The sequence below is a fragment of the Pseudomonas sp. EpS/L25 genome, from assembly GCF_001512295.1.
GTDB lineage: Bacteria > Pseudomonadota > Gammaproteobacteria > Pseudomonadales > Pseudomonadaceae > Chryseomonas.
This window is the reverse complement of record NZ_LNUP01000014.1, coordinates 216,313-235,150: the sequence shown is the minus strand read 5'-3', so window position 1 is coordinate 235,150 and position 18,838 is coordinate 216,313. Positions and strand designations below refer to the sequence as shown.

Annotated in this window: 17 protein-coding genes and 1 pseudogene; 9 read left to right on the top strand and 9 right to left on the bottom strand. The window is 60.5% G+C overall.

Annotation, left to right across the window (positions count from 1 at the left end; all coding sequences use genetic code 11):
* Positions 1-2: 2 nt before the first annotated feature.
* The 3 genes from AR540_RS15995 to AR540_RS15985 all read right to left on the bottom strand — a co-directional run bounded on the left by AR540_RS15995 (position 3) and on the right by AR540_RS15985 (position 3,005).
* Positions 3-1,211: a pyridoxal phosphate-dependent aminotransferase gene (locus AR540_RS15995; RefSeq protein ID WP_059230200.1), complete on the bottom strand. Its 1,209-nt coding sequence runs from the start codon at positions 1,209-1,211 to the stop codon at positions 3-5.
* Positions 1,212-1,222: 11 nt separating this feature from the next.
* Entirely contained in the window at positions 1,223-1,888 is a 666-nt protein-coding gene (locus AR540_RS15990) for an RraA family protein (RefSeq protein WP_059230199.1), read from the bottom strand.
* Between the two features lie 199 nt (positions 1,889-2,087).
* A complete protein-coding gene (locus AR540_RS15985) occupies positions 2,088-3,005 on the bottom strand; it encodes a LysR family transcriptional regulator (protein WP_059230198.1) in 918 nt (305 codons plus the stop codon).
* Between the two features lie 532 nt (positions 3,006-3,537).
* On the opposite strand from AR540_RS15985, the gene AR540_RS15980 reads away from it, so the two are divergent.
* The 3 genes from AR540_RS15980 to pxpB all read left to right on the top strand — a co-directional run bounded on the left by AR540_RS15980 (position 3,538) and on the right by pxpB (position 7,067).
* A complete protein-coding gene (locus AR540_RS15980) occupies positions 3,538-4,875 on the top strand; it encodes an MFS transporter (protein WP_059230197.1) in 1,338 nt (445 codons plus the stop codon).
* A gap of 113 nt (positions 4,876-4,988) precedes the next feature.
* Positions 4,989-6,236, top strand: coding sequence for an OprD family porin (locus AR540_RS15975; protein WP_082707033.1), 1,248 nt, complete (start codon positions 4,989-4,991; stop codon positions 6,234-6,236).
* A gap of 171 nt (positions 6,237-6,407) precedes the next feature.
* Positions 6,408-7,067, top strand: coding sequence for a 5-oxoprolinase subunit PxpB (pxpB, locus tag AR540_RS24920; protein ID WP_082707025.1), 660 nt, complete (start codon positions 6,408-6,410; stop codon positions 7,065-7,067).
* Between the two features lie 41 nt (positions 7,068-7,108).
* Here pxpB and AR540_RS25480 read toward each other — a convergent pair.
* From AR540_RS25480 to lon, 5 genes and pseudogenes are all read right to left on the bottom strand, one after another.
* Positions 7,109-7,240: pseudogene (locus tag AR540_RS25480) on the bottom strand (IS5/IS1182 family transposase); the annotation flags it as partial.
* A gap of 563 nt (positions 7,241-7,803) precedes the next feature.
* Positions 7,804-8,772 carry a tRNA 5-methoxyuridine(34)/uridine 5-oxyacetic acid(34) synthase CmoB gene (gene cmoB / locus AR540_RS15970; protein WP_059230196.1) on the bottom strand — a complete coding sequence of 323 codons (969 nt, stop codon included), beginning with the start codon at positions 8,770-8,772 and terminating at the stop codon, positions 7,804-7,806.
* Positions 8,769-9,506, bottom strand: coding sequence for a carboxy-S-adenosyl-L-methionine synthase CmoA (gene cmoA / locus AR540_RS15965; RefSeq protein ID WP_059230195.1), 738 nt, complete (start codon positions 9,504-9,506; stop codon positions 8,769-8,771). The genes cmoB and cmoA overlap by 4 nt, the downstream gene beginning before the upstream one ends.
* A 68-nt stretch (positions 9,507-9,574) precedes the next feature.
* Positions 9,575-9,967 (bottom strand): protease inhibitor I42 family protein, encoded by a 393-nt coding sequence (locus AR540_RS15960; protein WP_059230194.1) that lies wholly within the window; start codon positions 9,965-9,967, stop codon positions 9,575-9,577.
* Between the two features lie 61 nt (positions 9,968-10,028).
* On the bottom strand, positions 10,029-12,419 hold the full coding sequence (lon, locus tag AR540_RS15955; RefSeq protein ID WP_059230193.1) for an endopeptidase La: 2,391 nt from the start codon (positions 12,417-12,419) through the stop codon (positions 10,029-10,031).
* Between the two features lie 246 nt (positions 12,420-12,665).
* Between lon and AR540_RS15950 the strand changes: the two genes are divergently transcribed.
* The 6 genes from AR540_RS15950 (at position 12,666) to AR540_RS15925 (ending at position 17,797) form a co-directional block, all read left to right on the top strand.
* On the top strand, positions 12,666-13,313 hold the full coding sequence (locus AR540_RS15950) for a methylamine utilization protein (protein ID WP_059230327.1): 648 nt from the start codon (positions 12,666-12,668) through the stop codon (positions 13,311-13,313).
* On the top strand, positions 13,297-15,615 hold the full coding sequence (locus AR540_RS15945) for a putative bifunctional diguanylate cyclase/phosphodiesterase (RefSeq protein ID WP_059230192.1): 2,319 nt from the start codon (positions 13,297-13,299) through the stop codon (positions 15,613-15,615). Before AR540_RS15950 ends, AR540_RS15945 begins: the two co-directional genes overlap by 17 nt.
* A complete protein-coding gene (locus AR540_RS15940; RefSeq protein ID WP_059230191.1) occupies positions 15,612-16,463 on the top strand; it encodes a DUF3034 family protein in 852 nt (283 codons plus the stop codon). Before AR540_RS15945 ends, AR540_RS15940 begins: the two co-directional genes overlap by 4 nt.
* Complete coding sequence (locus AR540_RS15935) at positions 16,463-16,891, top strand: group I truncated hemoglobin (protein WP_059230190.1); 429 nt, start codon at positions 16,463-16,465, stop codon at positions 16,889-16,891. Before AR540_RS15940 ends, AR540_RS15935 begins: the two co-directional genes overlap by 1 nt.
* A 78-nt stretch (positions 16,892-16,969) precedes the next feature.
* Positions 16,970-17,407: a hypothetical protein gene (locus AR540_RS15930; protein WP_059230189.1), complete on the top strand. Its 438-nt coding sequence runs from the start codon at positions 16,970-16,972 to the stop codon at positions 17,405-17,407.
* Between the two features lie 153 nt (positions 17,408-17,560).
* Complete coding sequence (locus tag AR540_RS15925) at positions 17,561-17,797, top strand: hypothetical protein (RefSeq protein ID WP_065242545.1); 237 nt, start codon at positions 17,561-17,563, stop codon at positions 17,795-17,797.
* On the opposite strand, the gene AR540_RS15920 is transcribed toward AR540_RS15925, so the two are convergent.
* Positions 17,794-18,777 (bottom strand): DctP family TRAP transporter solute-binding subunit, encoded by a 984-nt coding sequence (locus AR540_RS15920; RefSeq protein ID WP_059230188.1) that lies wholly within the window; start codon positions 18,775-18,777, stop codon positions 17,794-17,796. The two genes, AR540_RS15925 and AR540_RS15920, sit on opposite strands and share 4 nt — an antisense overlap.
* Positions 18,778-18,838 lie beyond the last annotated feature (61 nt).

Here is an 18,838-nt window from a genome sequence, read left to right as displayed (position 1 = left end):
CGTCACGAAAGTTTTTCGCAGGCCGACCGGAACCGCTTACAGCCTTCTTCGATAACTTCCATCGAGCTAGCAAAGCTCAGCCGGACATAGGGTGAAAGCCCGTATGCTGCTCCAGCCACAGTGGCGACTCCGCCTTCCTCGAGGAGAAATTTGACCAGCTCTGTATCTGACCGCAGGCTCTGTCCTGCCGGCGTTTTCTTTCCCATCAGGCCAGAGACATTGGCATAGATGTAAAACGCACCGTCTGGCAATGTGAAGGTTAGGCCTCCAACAGGGCTCAGCATCTCAACCATGCGTGCTCGGCGCGCCGTGTAGATTTCGCGCATTGATTGGATGGGGGACTGGTCCCCAGCAAATGCGGCGACGGCTGCTGCCTGGCTGACAGAGCTAGGGCAAGTAGTCGTTTGCGATAAGAGTTTACCGATCGCAGCAATCAGGAATTTCGGGCCGGCACCAAAGCCCAAGCGCCAGCCGGTCATCGCGTAGCCTTTAGAAGCTCCGTTGAGGATTAGCGTCCGCTCCTTGAGATCTGGCGCAACGTTGACGAAGGAAATGTGTACCGCATCCCCATACACGAAATGCTCATATATCTCGTCGGACATGATTAGCACGTGCGGGTGTTTTCTCAGCACCTGCGCTAAGCCTTCCAAATCCGTCTTGCTGTACACGGCGCCGCTGGGGTTGTTCGGGGTATTGAGGATCACCCACTTAGTTTTTGCAGTGATCGCTGCATCAAGCTCCGCTGGTTGCAGTTTGAAGCCGTTTGACTCATTTCCGGGAATGATCACTGGCGTGGCGTCATTCAACTTGGCGATATCAGGATACGAGACCCAATATGGGGTATGGACAATAACTTCATCGTGGCGATTTAACGTTGCGGCGAGAGCATGGTAGATAATGTGCTTACCACCACAACCCGCAACAACCTCATCAAGGCCGTACGAAACGCCATTGTCGCGTTGAAGCTTTTGGACGATTGCCTCACGCAGAGCCAACGTACCGGTGGTACTCGTGTAATGAGTTTCGCCATTTTCCATCGCATATTGTGCAGCCTTCAAGATATGCGAGGGGGTATCGAGGTCAGGCTCACCGATAGTGAAGTTAACAATGTCCTTTCCTTCAGCCCGAAGCTTGCTTACCAGCGCGTTAGCTTCAATGCTTGGAGACGGTGCAATACCTAGTACGCGTTCTGACAAAAACTGTTGACTCATGGTCTTGCCCCTTATCCAGCCAAACCGTTGTTTTTCAGAACTTTATCAAGCCATGACTGATAAACCTCACCAGTGGCGATCTCAGCTTTCACTTCTTCTTCGTGCGCTTCGTGCTGCTTCGCTTTTCGCAGCACTTCAGGTGCATCGGCTTGCGAAAACGCAACAAAACCGTCTTCGTCTCCGACGATCATGTCGCCCGGGTTGATGATCATCCCGCCGACAGACACGGGGACATTGATTTCCCCTGGACCGCTCTTGTAAGGGCCGCAGTGAACAACGTTGCGTGCGTAGAGGGGGGTATTCTCAAAAGCAGCAACATCACGAATCGCGCCGTCAACGATAAAGCCAACGCAGCCTCGCTGCTCCGCATACAGCTTGATGAGTTCACCGATCACCGCGTTGATTTCGTCGCCTTGTGCGTCGATTACCAATACGTGTCCGGGCTCAAGCATGGTGAGTGCTTTGTAGACGTAAAGGTTGTCGCCGGGCCGAGTCTTGACCGTCAGTGCGGTACCAACCAGCTTCCCGGTGCGGTTATATCGATTGAGCCCGCGGGCACCGATGTGCCGACCCAAGTTGTCGCTGATGTGAGGAGTGACGACGGTGCGGAAAGCTTCGATCAACTCCGATGAGGCGAGCGCGGGAGATGGAAGGATACGAATACCTGGCAATGACATAACAAACCTCCGGTAAGGTGGGAGCCCTCTGGCTGACCCCAATCTTATGGAAGCTAAACCGATACTTTTAGCGATATTTACGAATCAGAATAGTCCACTTTTATCGATGGTTTTCCGCTTACATCCCTGTTTGCAGCCAAGGCCGCTCTAGTTGGCAGCGTTAGGTCTATCAATGACAGTGCACCACCCAGCATATCCTTCATGCCGCGTAGTGACGCCCTTGGAGAAGCATTGTGCCGAAATCACACGCTTGCACCGCGAGCCGCGCGACCTCGACACTTAGTCCTAACAACCGATCAGCCCGATGAAGCGCCGCATAGCGGACATGTGGGAGCCTGGGCCGAGTTTCGATCACTCTCAGGAGGCCCTGATCAAGCAGCGGAGATAGGCATTCTTTGGGCAGGTAACTGATGCCAAGCCCTGACAACGTTAGGCCAACTTGCGCGACCAAATAGTTACTAATGATGGTTCGATTGAAACGTACATCGTGCTGGGCAAACCATCGGTCATAGACAAGGCCTGTACCCGAGCTGCCACCTTGCGTTAGTACCGTAAAGGACGCTAACTCTTGCAGATCGACGGGGCCCGGACGGTGAAAGAGGTGCGGGGCACTCATCCAGGCGTTTTCCACCGTCTTCAGCGGCGTTGCCACAAATCTCGCATCATCGAACACATCCGGAATGATGATCAGATCCAGCTGATCAGCTTCGAGCTTCTTGAACAACTCGGAACTGAGCTCGACGGACGGCTCCAGTACGACCATGGGATAGGCATGCCGGATGCTCTCAATAAGCGCTGGCAGCCATGTCAAAGCAGTTAACTCTGTCACCCCGAGCCGGAAACGTCTGACCAAAACCTCCTTGGAGCTAATGCGTTCAAGAAGATAGTCCCGCTGCTTGAGCATGTCCGACGCATACTCGAAGAGCTCAGTTCCCTTTTCAGTAAGGCGAGCACTGCGTTTCGTTCGGTCGAATATCGGGGTGTCAAAGGCCTCTTCCATTTCCTGGATTCGCTTGGAAATCGCGGACTGGGACATGTTCAGTTTGGCTGAGGCTGACTCGAAGCTGCCAAGCTCGACGATCCAGTAAATAGCCTCCAGCTGCTTGAATGTAATCACTCACTGACCTCATGAGAAAAAGCGGGGTATTGGAGAGGTAATATATTTATAAAATGACTATGACACATTTTCAATAGCGATTTCCTTTTTCCTCGCTTGTCACCTGACGCCGTGCCATAGGCGATCTCATCGGGAGAATGCGCGCGGTGCCGAAATACCCCACACACGTTAGAGACCACGAAGTTATAGGTAAAAACCCTTATAAATCATTTAGTTAGCGAATAGTTTTCTTGTTGTGTCAGTAGGCTACGCGCCGCGCAGATAGGCCGTGGGCCGCAGAGGCGTCCCGTTTTCATGAAAAAAAATGAACATAAGACATCACTTAATATCGCTAAAACGCAGCAGTCCGCCGTCGTACCATCGCAACACAACAACTACTGGATGGGCAATCATATGCACCACCATCGTCTTCGAATATTGCTACTGGTGACCGTGTGAATTCGGTCAGCTCAGCTGATTCGACCTTCTGAATACTCTGCCGTAATTGGGCTATCTCTCAGCGAAGCCCGTACACTCCTTGACGAGTAAGCGCATGAAGCATTCCGAGCTAAGCATTGCCAGTAGGCTTGATCGACTCCCTGTCGGACGTTTCCATTACCGGCTGATTTTCATGATCGGCGCAGGGCTATTTCTCGACTCCTTTGAGCTCGCTTTGGCGGGAAGCGTTCTCGGGGCGCTTTTAGCGGAGCAGTGGAGCACTACGCAGCTGAACGCCTGGTTTATCTCAGCCACCTTTATGGGATTCATAATCGGTGCATGGACGTCCGGAATCCTCGGGGATCGAATCGGACGGCGCTACTGCTATCAGATCAATCTTGCAATTTTTGGACTCGCATCCTTAGCCGCAGCATTTTCGCCAAACATGTACGTCTTGATCGGCCTACGGTTCCTGATGGGTATCGGCCTTGGTGGTGAACTGGTCCTCGGGTTCGCGACACTGAGCGAGTTTGTACCGCCAGAGAAGCGCGGCCAGCTCGTAGCGTTCTTGTCCTTCATTGCTCAGTCGGCACTCTTCGTAGCCGGCGTTTGCGCCCTTTGGGTCATACCGAATCTGGGGTGGCGATGGATGTTTGGTATAGCGGGCGTAGCAGCGCTGATTATTTGGGGACTACGGAAATCTATGCCGGAGTCCCCACGTTGGCTTGCATCGAAGGGCCGATTCGACGAAGCGGATGCGATTGTCTCATCGGTAGAAAAATCGATGAACATTGCGCCGATGGCCCACTCGCACTCAACCGGGCCAACGGTAGCGGTTGAAACTGCGACTATCGGAGATCTCTTTCAGAGGGGTCAGCGCTCGAAGATGGTTGTCGGTATCTCCATCATGATCACTATCCAAATCTGCCTCTATGGTCTCGTCAGCTGGCTGCCTTCTTTCTTTGTCCAGCAAGGACTTGGGATCGTAAAATCGCTGCAGTGGAATACCATTATGAGCTTTGGCGGACCGGTAGGTGGCATCATTGCTCTGCTTCTGGTAGACCGCGTCGGTCGTAAGCCAATACTTGTCTGTGCCGCTATTTGCGCTGCTGTTCTTGCCGCCATCTATGTTTCATTGACTGATGAAAACACCTTGATCGGCGTCGGATTCTTACTTATCTCATCGATCTACACAGTTGTGGTGGTGGGGCAAGCTATCTACCTTTCTGAGTTATTCCCAACTCGACTGCGTATGCGTGGCACGGGAACCTGTAGCGCCGTCGCCAGGCTGGTCGCAACCATGATTCCTTTTGCCATTCCAGCCATATTCGCGGCAGGTGGTATAAAACTGGTAATCGGTATTGTGGGTGTAGTGCTTTTGACCTTCGCTTTGATTATTGCATTTGTGGGGAAAGAAACGCGCAAACAGTCGCTCGAGCATATCAGCTCTTAAATGATCTTTCGAAACCCACGGCAAAGCCGTGGGTTGGCAGCGTACGGCCTAAAAAATAAAGCATGCATAAAACTGCCCTCAATAATCAGTTTTAAGGTTAACAGTTCATGCGAATGTTCAATTTCAGGCGCTTGGCCTTGACGATTTCAGCTTGTTCAGCAGGATGGATAACAGCTCCCGATTTTGCTAATGCGGATTTCATTAGCGATAGCAAAGCTAATCTTGAACTTCGCAACCTGTATTTCAATCGAGACTTTCGTCAGCCAGGGGGAAGCTCAGCTAGCGGCCAAAGCAAGGCTGAGGAGTGGGGTCAAGGGTTCATGCTCAGAGCGGAATCTGGCTATACCGAGGGTGTCGTGGGACTCGGGGTCGACGCAATCGGCATGCTTGGTCTGAAGCTCGATTCCAGCCGTGATCGCGCAGGTACAGCTCTTTTCCCTACCGGGGGTGATGGGCAGTCGCAGGACGAGTATTCGAAACTTGGGCTCACGGCAAAGGCCAAGGCATCTCAAACCAATTTAAAGGTAGGCACCCTAATATTCCGAAATCAGATGCTGCTATCTCCAGATGGTCGCTTGCTCCCACAAATGTTTCGCGGAGCGATGCTTGAGTCAAAAGAAATCAAGGGGCTTACTCTACAGGGTGCAAAAATCACCGATGCAATGGCGAGTCAATCAGGGCATTGGGACAAGATGGTAGCCAACCGTCTCGGGGGTGAAGGGGGCGCTTACGTATTCTACGGCGGAGATTATGAGCTAAATAAGCTAACTAGCGTCGGACTGCATTACGGAAAACTTGAAGATGTCTACCAACAATACGTAGCCAACATGAGCACTGCTCTACCTTTGGGTAACTCTAGCTCTATCAAGGTGGACTTACGCTTTGCAAAAAGTCAGGAAGACGGCAGCTATCGTGACGTAGACAACAAGGCGCTAGGGGGAATGTTCACCTATAAGGTAGGCGCTCAGTCGTTTGGTGTAGGCTATCAAAAGATGCATGGCAATGATCCTTACCCTTATGTCTCAAACTCCGACCCTTATCTCGTGAACTTCATCCAAATCAACGATTTTGCGAATATAAACGAGAGGTCTTGGCAGGCTCGATATGATATCGATCTAGCCTCCATCAGCTTGCCTGGACTTGCTTTGATGACTCGCTACGTTAAGGGTGACGATGTTCGCCTGAGCAATGGCAGTTCGGGCGAAGAATGGGAACGAGATACCGACATCACTTACGCCTTTCAAAGCGGCCCACTCAAGAATCTTTCGCTTCGCTGGCGGAACGCGACGGTGCGTTCAACGTTTGGTAATGACCTTGATGAGAACCGTCTGATAGTGCAGTACATGATCCCTATTCTTTGATGGAAATGCCTCATGCGCTTCACGTTACTGGGGCGCATGATTGAGGATCAGACAGGTTGACTCATGAAATTAACTACAGATTTGCTATTAGAAAAAATCGTTTAAAAGCATGAGCGGTTAGGCAGACAATTAGACAGCTAAGCTCAAATCTAGCACTCACAGCGAGGCAGAATGAAAGCTCCAAAATATCACCGCACGGGTACCCGGGGGATTTTGATCGAGTCTCAACAAGGCCAGGCATCCATCGAGGTGCAGAGGGTTTACTGGGCACTAGATTCAGCATGTCACTCCCTCCCAGGTTTGGTAGAAACGGTGCCAGGCATGAACAATTTGCTTCTGGTTTTTGACTCATTGCTCGGAAGGGAAAATGTCCTTCCGTTGCTGCCAGACGTCTGGGAGCAATGCCTTGAGCAGAGAGAGGCACGTGAGACCTCAATCATTACCATCGGAGTCCACTACGGTGGCGACGGGGGAGTAGATCTTGTTCAAGCAGCACAATATGCGGGACTGAGTGTTGACCAGTTCGTGAAGCATCACGCAATGGTTGATTACACAGTGTTTTGCCTAGGCGCACATCCCGGATTTGCCTATCTGGGGGGATTAGACCACCAGTTGCATGTTCCTCGTCGCGCTGAGCCAAGGGCGAGTGTCGCCAAGGGCAGCGTCGCGATTGGCGGGAGTCAAACAGGCGTTACTGCTGCCACTCTGCCCAGTGGGTGGAATCTTATAGGAACTACTGAGTTGTCGTTCTTTGACCACCTCAGCGAACCTCCTACTCTTCTTGCACCGGGCGATACTGTAAGGTTTGAAATCTTGGGCGTTCGAGCATGATTCAAATTCTAAAATGCATGCCAGGGTGCACGGTCCAAGACCTAGGCTCTGTACGAAAAATACTGGCGCAGACAGCGCAGCGTGCAAGCGAGCGTGACCATCGCCGCGAAACTTTTTGCCAGCTTGTCGTAGCGAGTGCCGATCCTGCGACTCTCCTTCAGCCAGCCGAACATCTCAGAAGTGAAACGATGCATCGCCGATGGTAGTGTGGGGTTTCCCCATGTGAGAGTAGGTCATCGTCAAGCGCCTAATACCCAGCACCCCCGCTCAGTTCACTCTGGCGGGGGTGTTGTCTTTGGGGTGGGAAAAGTTTGGCCAGGAACCAGGGCGCTGGAAGCAGCTAATTGGCTAGTGGAAGCCTGACGCGGCGTAGCTGGGATTGCCCTCACCCTAGCCCTCTCCCGGGGGAGAGGGGACCAAAGGGCGCTGCGGAGACAGTGGAGTAGCGCCTGCCAGATAGGTGCTGTCTTGAGCCTGTAAGAGCCACAACAGCCCGGCTGCGCCGGGCTGTTGTGTTGGATGCGCGCCACAGAATCATCGTAGGTTAGCGCTGAGCGCAGCGAAGCCCAACAATCAGCTCCGCTGCAGGGATCAAGCGAACGGCGGTAGGGCGGTGAGGGAGGCAAGGTTGGCTTCCGGATGTTGGGCTTCGTCAGGCTCAGCCCAACCTACCGCAGCACCTCAGGCGGCGTCACGCGAGCAGGAAAAAGCCCGGCATGTGCCGGGCTTTTTGCGTTCAGGGTTTGCGGGCGATCAGGGTGGCGCGCAGGGGGGCGGGAAGGCCTTCGATGGTGCGGCTGGGATCCTCTGGATGGAGAAAATCCGGCAGCGACTGGAAGCCCATCCATTCGGTGGAGCGTTGTTCGTCCACCGTGGTAAGGGTGAGGTCGACCAGGCGGATGTCCTCATAGCCCGCGCGGCGGAGCCAGAGTTCGAGGGCGGCGGTGGAAGGCAGGAACCAGACATTACGCATCTGGGCATAGCGGTCTTCGGGGACCAGGACGGTGGTGGCATCGCCCTCGACGACCAGGGTTTCCAGGACCAGCTCACCGCCGCTGTCGAGGCAGTTCCTCAGGTCCAGCAGGTGGTCGATGGGCGAGCGCCGATGGTAGAGCACGCCCATGGAGAAGACGGTATCGAAGCCGCCATCCAGTGCGGGCAGTTCTTCCAGGGTCAGTGGCAGATGCCAGGTGGGCAAGTCGGGCAGATAGCGCCGCAGGGCCTGGAACTGGCAGTGGAACAGCCAGTTAGGATCTACGCCCAGGACCAGGGCGGCTCCAGCACCGAGCATGCGCCACTGGTAGTAGCCGTTGCCGCTGCCGACATCCAGGACGCGCTTGCCCTGCAGATCCAGATGGGGGGCGACCCGATCCCATTTCCAGTCGGAGCGCCATTCGGTATCCAGATGGAGATCGAACAGCTGGAAGGGGCCTTTGCGCCACGGGCGCAGTTGTAGCAGTGCCTCGCGCAAGGCCTGGTGCTGCGCCGCTGAAGGAGAGCCGGCAAGGCGCAGGGTCTCGCGCAGCTCGATGCCTTCCACCTTGATCTCGGGCAGGGCGTCGACGCCGGCTTGCCAGCGCTGCAGATCGCCATGGCCGCGTACGTACCTGTCGGCGAGAACGGTATCGAGCGCCTGGGACCAGGTGGCCAGCGGGGTATCCGCCAGCGCCTGTTGCAGGTCTGCGAGGTAAGGGGGCTGGGTCATGGCAGAGCGATCAGGGAGGTGAAGTTGAGGCACTGGAACCAGGGTACGACGGTGGTGAAACCGGCGGCCTGCAGGCGTGCGCGGTGTTCGTCCAGGGTGTCGGTGAGCATGACGTTTTCCAGGGCAGTGCGCTTCTGGGCGATTTCCAGTTCGCTATAGCCATTGGCGCGCTTGAAATCCAGGTGCAGGCCGTTGAGCAACCGCTGAGTCTGGTCATCCGGGAAGCGGATCTTCTCGGACAGCAGTAGGGCGCCACCCGGTAGCAGGTTGGCCCGCAGGCGGCTCAGCAGGCCCGGGCGCTGTTCCGGAGCGATGAACTGCAAGGTGAAGTTGAGGGCGATCACCGAGGCCGGTGCGAGGGGCGCCTCGAGGATGTCGGCCTCCACCACCTCTACCGGGAGCAATTCCTCGTGCATGGAATCCTGGGCGCTGAGGTATTCCCGGCAGCGGGTGACCATGGCCGCAGAGTTGTCGATGGCGACCACCCGGGCGCCCTCGGCGCGGACATGGCGGCGCAGGGCCTGGGTGACCGCTCCCAGCGAGCAGCCGAGATCATAGAGGCGGCTGTTGGGCTGGGCGAAGCGCGCGGCGATGACGCCGAGGTTCTCGACGATGGTGGGATAGCCCGGCACGGATCTCTTGATCATGTCGGGAAAGACGCGCACCACGTCTTCGTTGAAGGTGAAGTCGGCAGGAGGCTGCGGCGACGCGAACAGGCGGTCGGCTTCGCTCATGGGCGGTACCTGGAAAATCGAAAGGGGGCATTGTACCCCCGGCAGGTGTTGCGGGACTTGGCTTTGCTTTAGCGGATTTCGATGCGGCAGTCGAAGCGGGCCTGGGGCGCTGCCTGGGCGTCCCAGGGTTGGCGGGCCTCGAGTTCGAGATGGGCAGTGCCGCCGCCCTGGGCGCGGAAGCGCCAGAGTGATTGCCCGGCGCTGCCGATGCCGCCCTGGTCCTGGCGCTGTTCGCGGAAGACTTCCGGACCGAGTTGCTTGAGGTTGTCGCTGCGCTGGAGGATGGTCCAGCGATAACCGCTGGTGGGATCGCTGGGCAGGGTCAGCGTCAGTTCCTGGCCGCTGCGCATGATCAGGGGCGTGCAGTCGCCGTCATCGCCGAGGATGAGGTTGCCGCTCGGCGGGGTACTGCTGCAACCGGCCAGCAGCAGACTGCTCCAGAACAGAAGGCGCGGGGACATGGAAACCTCCGGGGTATGACGGCAAAACGCAGAGCATACCCCAAGAGGACAGGCGGTCGGATCAGAAGAGCACCTTGGCCACGTCGGCGAAGCGGCGGGCGAAGTGGACGGTCAGCCCCTCCTTGAGATAGGCGGGCAGTTCTTCGAAATCACCCCGGTTCGGCTCCGGCAGAATCAGTTCGTTGATCTTCTGGCGCCGCGCGGCGATGACCTTTTCCCGCACCCCACCGATGGGCAGTACCTGACCGGTCAGGGTTAGTTCACCGGTCATGGCGACGTTCTTCTTCGGGGCCTGATTGCGCGCCAACGACAGCAGGGCGGAAGCCATGGTGATACCCGCGCTGGGGCCATCCTTGGGCGTGGCGCCCTCGGGGACGTGCAGGTGGACGAGGGCTTGGTCGAAGAAATTGGGATCGCCCTTGAATGCCTTCAGGTGGGCAGTGATGTAGCTGTAGGCGATCTCGGCGGATTCCTTCATGACGTCGCCCAGCTTGCCGGTGAGCTTGAAGCCGCGATTCAGCGTATGGATGCGGGTCGCCTCGATGGGTAGGGTGGCGCCGCCCATGCTGGTCCAGGCAAGGCCGGTGATGACGCCGACACCGGAGAGCAGCTGTTCCTTGCGGAAGCTGGGCATGCCCAGGTAGTCCTCGAGATCCGAGGCGCCGATCTTGATCTTCAGCTCGGGATTTTCGATGAGCCTGACCACCGCCTTGCGCACCAGTTTGCCCAGTTGCTTCTCCAGCTGGCGCACGCCAGCCTCGCGGGCATAGCCCTCCACCAGGGCCTTGAGCGCGCTGTCGGTGAGGGTCAGGCGATCCTTGGGGACGCCGGCCTTGTCCAACTGCTTGGGCCAGAGGTGGCGCTTGGCGATGGCCTGCTTCTCTTCGGCGATGTAGCCGGAGAGGCGAATGGTCTCCATGCGATCGAGCAGGGGACCGGGGATGGAGTCCAGGGTGTTGGCGGTGCAGACGAAGAGCACCTTGGACAGGTCCAGGCGCAGGTCGAGGTAGTGATCGAGGAAGTCGACGTTCTGTTCCGGGTCCAGGGTTTCCAGCAGCGCCGAGGCCGGATCGCCCTGGTAGCTCTGGCCCATCTTGTCGATCTCGTCGAGCATGATGACCGGGTTCATCACCTTGACGTCGCGCAGGGCCTGGACCAGCTTGCCGGGCATGGCGCCGATATAGGTACGGCGGTGGCCCTTGATCTCGGCTTCGTCTCTCATGCCGCCGACGCTGAAACGATAGAAGGGACGGCCGAGGGATTCGGCGATGGACTTGCCGATGCTGGTCTTGCCAACGCCGGGCGGACCCACCAGCAGCACGATGGAGCCGGCCACCTCGCCCTTGAAGGCGCCCACGGCGAGAAATTCGAGGATGCGGTTCTTGATGTCGTCGAGGCCGGCGTGGTGGCGGTCGAGCACCTTGCGGGCATGCTTGAGATCGAGCTTGTCCTGGCCGTGGACGCCCCAGGGCAGGTCGGTGGCCCAGTCCAGGTAGTTGCGGGTGACGGCGTATTCCGGTGAGCCGGTTTCCAGGACGGACAGCTTGTTCAGCTCGTCGTCGATGCGCTTCTGCGCAGCCTCGGGCAGGACCTTGCCGTCGAGGCGCTGGCGGAAACTTTCGATGTCGCTGCTGCGGTCGTCCTTGGTAATGCCCAGTTCCTGCTGGATCAGCTTGAGCTGTTCCTTGAGGAAGAATTCGCGCTGACGCTCGTTGATCTTGCGGTTGACCTCGGCGGAAAGCTCTTTCTGCAGGCGCGCGACTTCCACTTCCTTGCGCAGCAGCGGCAGGACTTTCTCCATGCGCTGCAACATGGGCACGGTATCGAGCACCTGCTGCAATTCGGCGCCCGGGGCGGTGGTGAGGGCGGCGGCGAAGTCGGTCAGCGGTGAAGGATCGTTGGGGCTGAAGCGGTTGAGGTAGTTCTTCAGTTCTTCGCTGTAGAGCGGATTGAGCGGCAAGAGCTCCTTGATGGCGTTGATCAGCGCCATGCCGTAGGCCTTAACCTCGTCACTGGGATCGGGGCTGGGACGCAGGTGTTCGACTTCCACCAGGTAGGGTGGCCGCTGGCGCCGGAGCCAGCCGCGGATGCGCACCCGCGACAGGCCCTGGGCGACGAATTGCAGCTTGCCGTCCTGGCGACTGGCGTGATGGATGCGCACCAGGGTGCCATGCTGCGGCAACTGGTCGGGATCGAAGCCTTCGCTGCCCTCGGGTTGCTGCTCCATATAGAACAGGGCGAGGCTGTGGTGGTCGGTCTTGGCCACCAGTTCCAGGGTTTCCGCCCAGGGCTCTTCATTGACGATGACGGGCAGCACCTGGGCCGGGAAGAAGGGGCGGTTGTGGATAGGGATGATGTAGAGCTTGTCGGGGAGATTCTGGCCGGGCAGGACGAGGCCGGTCTGGCCCGCTTCCTCGCTGAGAATGTCCGCTTGATTATCCTGATCGCTCATTGGCGTACCTTGGGCTTGGATGTGAGGCCAACATGGGGCGAGCTCGCGGCTTTTTCAACGCAGGCCAACACCTGTCCTTCTTGACCGCCGGGGCGGACCCTAAGTGCGACCGCAGGGGCGATGAGTGGTCGGGGGCGCGATAAAGATTCCCCAGGTACGGCCGCTAATGCTGGAGTCACGCCGGAAAGCCGGTGATGGCTTCGACGGGCAGGCACTGGAGTGTGGTGGGTGAACAAGCAGTGGGTGATGGCGGGGCTTCTGGCGTTGGGGCTGGGTGCCGCGCAGGCCGCCGAGATCGCGGTCCAGGTGCTCGACAGGCAGGGTGCGCCCCTGACCGACGCCGTGGTGTTGCTGTCCGGCCAGGGCCTGGTGCCGGACCCAAGACCGGCGTCCATCGACCAGCAGAATCGGCGTTTCGTGCCCCATGTCCTGGCGGTGTCCACCGGGACGGCGGTGAGCTTTCCCAATTCCGACGACATCCGCCACCAGGTCTATTCCTTTTCCTCGGCCAAGCATTTCGAGTTGCCGCTCTACCACGGCATCCCCAGCACGCCGGTGGTGTTCGACCAGCCCGGGGTGGTGGTGGTGGGCTGCAACATCCATGACTGGATGGTGGGCTATGTCTATGTGACCGCCGCCGGGCGCGCCGTGGTGACCGACGGTCAGGGCCGCGCTCGGCTCGAGGTGCCGGATGGTCATTATCGGCTGGCACTTTGGCATCCCGACCTGAGCGATCGACGCGAGGTCGCTCAACCCGACCTGGATGTGGCGGGCAAGTCGGTGGCGCTGCAGCTGCAACTGGCGGTCCAGCCCAAGCCGCTGCCTGCGGAACCGCCGACCACGAGCTTCGAGGAGGCCTTCCACAAGGCGGCGCACGATGAAGCTCATCCATAGTTTCCAGACCCGGATCGCCGGCAGTCTCTTCCTGCTGATGCTGGTGGTCATCGCCCTGGTCTATCTGACGGTCAAGGCCGCCACCGAGGCCAGTGCGGTGCGCCAGTCCTACGATCAACTCGACACCGGTGCCCGGGTGTTCCGCCAGGAGCTGGACAGCCGTTGCCGCCGTCTGAACGACGCCGTGCGGGTGCTCGCCGCGGATTTCGGCTTTCGCGATGCCGTGGCCAGTGGCGACGTGCCGACCCTGAGGTCGGTGCTGGCCAACCACGGCGCCCGGGTGGGGGCGGGCGATACCTATCTGCTGGACCTGGACGGCCGCCTGATCGCCAGCACCGTCGCTGGCCACAGTCAGGAGGAGCCCTTGCCAAACGTAGCCGCAACCTCCAATGGCGATGGCTGCGTGGTGGCGAGCGTGGGACTGCCACTGCTGCGCGTGACGGTGCCGGTCCGGGCGCCGCTGCCCATCGCCCAGGTGGTGATGACCTTCGCCATGGATCAGGCCATGGCCGAGGAATTCCGCTCGCTGATCAATCTGGACGTGGTCTTTCTCGGTGCGGCGCCAGCCATGGCCAGCACGCTGCCGGAGACGCGCCGCGAGTTGCTGGTGCAGGCCCAGGCCGATGCACCGGCGACGGATGCCGTCTGGCAGCTGGCGCTCGACGGGCATCTCTATCAGGTCAAGCGCCTGGTCCTGGGGACAGCTGAGGCGCCGGTCCAGGTCTATCTGCTGCGCTCGTTGGATAGCGCCCTGGCCGAATTCGGGCCATTGCTCAGACAGCTTGGATTGATCGCCTGCGGCGCGTTGCTGGCGGCGCTGCTGGGGGCGCTGGCGCTGGCGCGCAACCTGGCCCAGCCGCTGCGCCAACTGTCCGAGGTGTCCTGGCGCATCGGCCAGGGCGACTACTTGGTGAAGATCGAGGTGCCACGGCGTGACGAGTTCGGGCGCCTGGCGCAGGTGCTGGAGGGGATGCGCCAGGGTATCGCCGAGCGCGAGCAGCAATTGAGTCACAACGCCCTGCACGATGCCCTCACTGGCTTGCCCAATCGGGTGCTGGCGGAGGAGCGCCTGCGGGTGTTCATGGCGACTCAGCCCCAGGTGTCGCTGCTCTATCTGGGCCTGGAAGGCTTCCAGGCCATCAACGAGACCGCCGGGGTGGCGGGTGGCGACCATATCCTCAAGGTGGTAGCCGAGCGCGCCCAGGCACTCTTGGCCGGACGTGGCTGCGTCTCTCGCCCGGTGGGCGACGAATTCCTGGTGCAGCTCTGCCGTCTGGACGTGGCGGGTGCGGTCGGCCTCATCGCTCAATGGCGAGCGCTGCTGGCCGAGCCCATCGAGCACGAGGGCCAGCTGTTTCGCCTGAATTGCCGAGTGGGCGTAGCGGGCTATCCGCAGCACGGGGATGATCCGCACCTGCTGATCGAAAGAGCCCGGGGCGCGATGCTCGATGCCGGCGGCATGCCGGATCGGCTGCGGGTCTACGACCAGGAGCGCGATGCGGCCCAGCAGCGACGCCTGCAGCTGGTCCAGGATCTGCCCCTGGCGGCCGAGCGTGGCGAGTTGCTGCTGGTGTTCCAGCCCAAGGTGGCGCTGCACCATCAGGGTGGCCACCAGGCGGAGGTGCTGCTGCGCTGGCGGCACGCCGCGCTGGGCATGGTCTCGCCCGCTGAATTCATTCCCCTGGCCGAGTGCAGTGGCAGCATGGCCGGCCTGACCCGTTGGGTGATCCGGACGGCGATCCGCCAGTTGGCGCTGTGGCAGGCCCAGGGCCGCGAGGTCAAGGTGTCGCTGAACGTCTCCGCGGTGGATCTCTCCGATCGGCAGCTGCCGGAGCGAGTGATCGGCTGGCTCGACGAGGCCGAGGTGTCGGCCCGCCAGCTGACCTTCGAGATCACCGAGAGCGCCATCATGGCCGATCCCGAGGCGGCCATCGCCTTGCTCAAGCAACTGTCGAGCCTCGGCATTCGCCTGTCGGTGGACGACTACGGCACCGGCCATGCGTCGCTGGCGCATCTCAAGCGCCTGCCGGTGGATGAGTTGAAGATCGACCAGTCCTTCATCAGGGAGCTGGAGGCCGGCAGCGATGATGCCGTCATCGTGCGTTCGACCATCGAGATGGGGCACAACCTGGGGCTGGAAGTGGTCGCCGAAGGGGTCGAGGAGGCCCGGGCGCTGGCCTTGCTGAGGGGCTGGGGCTGCGATGTGATCCAGGGTTACTACATCAGTCGCCCGGTGCCGGCTGCCGAGTTCGAGGCCTGGATGGAACGGCAGGATCTGCCCGTGACGGAGGCGCTGGCATGAACAGGGGGTGGGCGCTCGTGCTAGGTCTGCTTGCCTCCGGCGTGCAGGCCGATGGCGGCAAGTTGCTCGCCACCGGCGGGGCGAGCAGCCTGGAAGGTGCGGCCGGCGGCGGCATCACCCCCTGGGCGGTGATCGGCGGCTATGGCGAGAGTGGGCAGCCCGGCGCCACGGCCTTCGCCACCCGGGTCTGGACCGGTGATTATCGACTCGATGCTGCCGGCGCCGCGGTGGCCTATGACAATCGGGTGGAGGTGTCCTACGCGCGGCAGCGCCTGGACATGCCTACCCTGCGGCGGCTGATGAACCTGGCGGAAGAAAGCCTCAGCCAGGACGTCATCGGTGCCAAGGTACGCCTGGCGGGCGACCTGATCTACGACCGCCTGCCGCAGGTGGTGCTGGGCGTGCAGTACAAGCACCAGCGTGATTTCGCCATCCCGGAGGCGGTAGGGGCCCGGCGTGACAGCGATGTCGAGGGCTACCTCGGCGCCAGTCGCCTGATCCTTGGCGGTGCCTTCGGCTACAACCTGCTGCTCAACGCCGGCGTCAGGTACAGCCGGGCCAACGAGATGGGGCTGCTGGGTTTCGGAGGGGATCGCAACGATAGTCGTCAATGGCTCAAGGAAGGTTCGGCGGCGGTGTTCTTCAATCCACGCTGGGCCGTGGGGACGGAGTATCGGCAGAAGCCGCAGAACCTGAGCTTCACCCACGAGAGTGACTGGGTGGATGCCTTCGTCGGCTACTTCCCCAACAAGCATCTCTCGCTGGTATTGGCCTATGCCTGGCTGGGCGAGGTCGCCACCCTGGACGATCAGGAAGGGCTCTACCTGTCGCTGCAGGGGAGCTACTGATGACGCTCAAGCCGCTGTTGCTGGTCGCCCTCCTGGCGGGCCTGCTCGGCTGCTCATCCCAGCCACCCGCCGGCGATCGCCTTTACCAAGAGCTGGGCGGCCAGCCGGGAATCACCCGGATCGTCGAGGGCATGCTGCTCAACATCGCGCGCGATACGCGGATCCGGCACTACTTCGCCAATGTCGACATCGGTCGTCTGCGCGGGCTGCTGATCCAGAAGCTCTGCATGGATGCCGGCGGCCCTTGCGCGTACCAGGGAGCGAGCATGGCGGAAAGTCACCGCGGGCTGAATCTGCAGCCGGCCGACTTCAATGCACTGGTGGAGGATCTGCAGCTGGCCATGCAGCAGGAGGGCGTGCCGCAGCGTACCCAGAACGCCCTGCTGGCCCGCCTGGCGTCGCAGCGCGGCGAGGTGATCCGCCAGTGAGGCACCGGCGGTCGCCTGGGCCGAACCCAGGACGCCACGGAGCATCCCTAGGCAAGATGCCTACAGCAGGGACACCCCATGAGCAAGACCACCTCCGCTGCCGATCTTGGCCTGACCCTCACCCTGGAGGACGAGCGAGCGCTGTTCGGCTGGTTCCTGGCCAGCTACCTGTTCGGCAAGCGCATCTCCCAGACCATCGCCGCCCAGGCCTGGACGGTGATCTATCGCCGGCATGGGCGCGACACGCCGCGCAAGATCCTCAATCTCTCCTGGCAGCAACTGGTCGACCAGTTGGGCGAGGGACATTACCGGCGCTATGACGAGAGCACGGCGACACGCCTGCTGGAGGCCTGTCGCCAGTTGCAGGACGACTATCACGGGCGGTTCGCCGACCTGCGCGCGGCGAGCCTAGACCGGGCGGATTTCGAGCGCCGGCTGCAGACGCTCAAAGGGGTGGGACCCAAGACCTGCGAGATCTTCATGCGGGAAGCGGGCGCGCTGCTGTTTCCCGCCTGATCGGGCTGGCTTGGAGGCCGATGGCGCATCGAGCTTCCGTCGTTGGCTGCTTCCCGGGATGATGACGCCAGGCGTATCGAGGGGAATTCGATGGAGCGGGGTAACAGGAGGGGCGTCGAGGGCAACGCGGCCAGGCGACCAGGATCGCGGGCGGTGGCCATCATCATGCTGAGCCTGTTGCCGGAGCTGTGGTTGGCCGGCCCGGCCCTGGCGGAGCCGGCGGCCTACTGGCGCTGGCGCAGCGCCGCGGACGGCCAGGAGTTCTGCACCCAGACCCCGCCAGGGCCAGGCTGGACCCAGGTCGCCGGGCCCTTCCGCGATCTCCAGTGCCGGGAGCCGGGCAGCGTGCCGCTGCGACGCTGGGCGGCGCCGCCGCAGCGTTCGCCCTAGTTGGAGTTCTCGGCGGCCTTGAGCAGGGCGCTGCCGATCTCGGCTTCGTACTGTTTCCACACCGGCCGCATGGCATCGCGCCAGTGGTTCCGCTGGTCGGGTGTGAGAGTCAGGATCTCGCTGCCGCCAGTGGCGGCGATCCGGCCGCGGTCCCGCTGGTTTTCGGCTTCGGACTGCTTCTTCACCTCGAAGGTCACCTGGTCGATGATCTCCTCCAGGGTGCTGCGCACCGAGAAGGGCAGGGCTCGCCAGCGTTCGGCCTTGGCGATCAGCATGTAGTCCAGCGCACCGTGGTTGGTCTCGGTGAAATAGCGTTGTTGCTGATCGAGTCGCTGGCTCCAGTAGTTGGACCAGGTGTTCTCGGTGGCGTTGACGGTGCCGCTGGTGAGCGCCTGCAGCGTCTGGTTGAAGGGCAGCTTGACCGCCGTCGCCCCCAGGGTTTCGAACTGACTCTGCAGCACGTCCGAATTCTGGATGCGGAAGATCAGCCCCTTGGCGTCACCGGGCTCGCGGATCGGCTTGCGGGCCGAGAGCTGCTTGAGGCCGTTGGGCCAGTAGGCCAGGCCGATGAGGCCGTTCGGTTCCAGGCTCTGCAGCAACTGCCTGCCGCTGGAACGTGCCTGGAAGTGATCCAAGGCCGCACGACTCTCGAAGAGGAACGGCAGGTCGAACAGCTTCAGCTTGGGGCTCAGGGGGGTGAGCTTGCTGATCGCCGGGGCGAGGATGTCCACCTTGCCGTCCTGTAGGGCCTGCAGTTCGCTGGCATCATCGAAGGCCGTGCCGTTGGGCAGCACCTCCACCCGTACCTGCCCGGCGAGGCGCTGCTCCACCAGTTGCTGCAGCAGCAAGGCGCCCCGGCCCTTGGGTGTATCGGGGGATACCACATGGGAAAATCTCAGGGTTATGACATCGGCCTGGACGGCCGTCAGCGGTAGGGCGGCGAGCAGCAAGGCGCAGAGGCCCGGGATTGGCGACTTCATGGAGGCTCCAGGATCTTATTGTTGATTCCTTATAAGCCTTACTTTACCAGTGCGACGCCTG

Coding starts and splice junctions, on each gene's coding strand:
- AR540_RS15990 (WP_059230199.1), bottom strand. CDS start 1,888: ATGTCATTGCCAGGTATTCGTATCCTTCCATCTCCCGCGCTCGCCTCA.
- cmoA (WP_059230195.1), bottom strand. CDS start 9,506: ATGAGCGAAGCCGACCGCCTGTTCGCGTCGCCGCAGCCTCCTGCCGAC.
- cmoB (WP_059230196.1), bottom strand. CDS start 8,772: ATGACCCAGCCCCCTTACCTCGCAGACCTGCAACAGGCGCTGGCGGAT.
- lon (WP_059230193.1), bottom strand. CDS start 12,419: ATGAGCGATCAGGATAATCAAGCGGACATTCTCAGCGAGGAAGCGGGC.
- AR540_RS15975 (WP_082707033.1), top strand. CDS start 4,989: ATGTTCAATTTCAGGCGCTTGGCCTTGACGATTTCAGCTTGTTCAGCA.
- AR540_RS15980 (WP_059230197.1), top strand. CDS start 3,538: ATGAAGCATTCCGAGCTAAGCATTGCCAGTAGGCTTGATCGACTCCCT.
- AR540_RS15940 (WP_059230191.1), top strand. CDS start 15,612: ATGAACAGGGGGTGGGCGCTCGTGCTAGGTCTGCTTGCCTCCGGCGTG.
- pxpB (WP_082707025.1), top strand. CDS start 6,408: ATGAAAGCTCCAAAATATCACCGCACGGGTACCCGGGGGATTTTGATC.
- AR540_RS15960 (WP_059230194.1), bottom strand. CDS start 9,967: ATGTCCCCGCGCCTTCTGTTCTGGAGCAGTCTGCTGCTGGCCGGTTGC.
- AR540_RS15935 (WP_059230190.1), top strand. CDS start 16,463: ATGACGCTCAAGCCGCTGTTGCTGGTCGCCCTCCTGGCGGGCCTGCTC.
- AR540_RS15945 (WP_059230192.1), top strand. CDS start 13,297: ATGAAGCTCATCCATAGTTTCCAGACCCGGATCGCCGGCAGTCTCTTC.
- AR540_RS15930 (WP_059230189.1), top strand. CDS start 16,970: ATGAGCAAGACCACCTCCGCTGCCGATCTTGGCCTGACCCTCACCCTG.
- AR540_RS15950 (WP_059230327.1), top strand. CDS start 12,666: ATGGCGGGGCTTCTGGCGTTGGGGCTGGGTGCCGCGCAGGCCGCCGAG.
- AR540_RS15920 (WP_059230188.1), bottom strand. CDS start 18,777: ATGAAGTCGCCAATCCCGGGCCTCTGCGCCTTGCTGCTCGCCGCCCTA.
- AR540_RS15995 (WP_059230200.1), bottom strand. CDS start 1,211: ATGAGTCAACAGTTTTTGTCAGAACGCGTACTAGGTATTGCACCGTCT.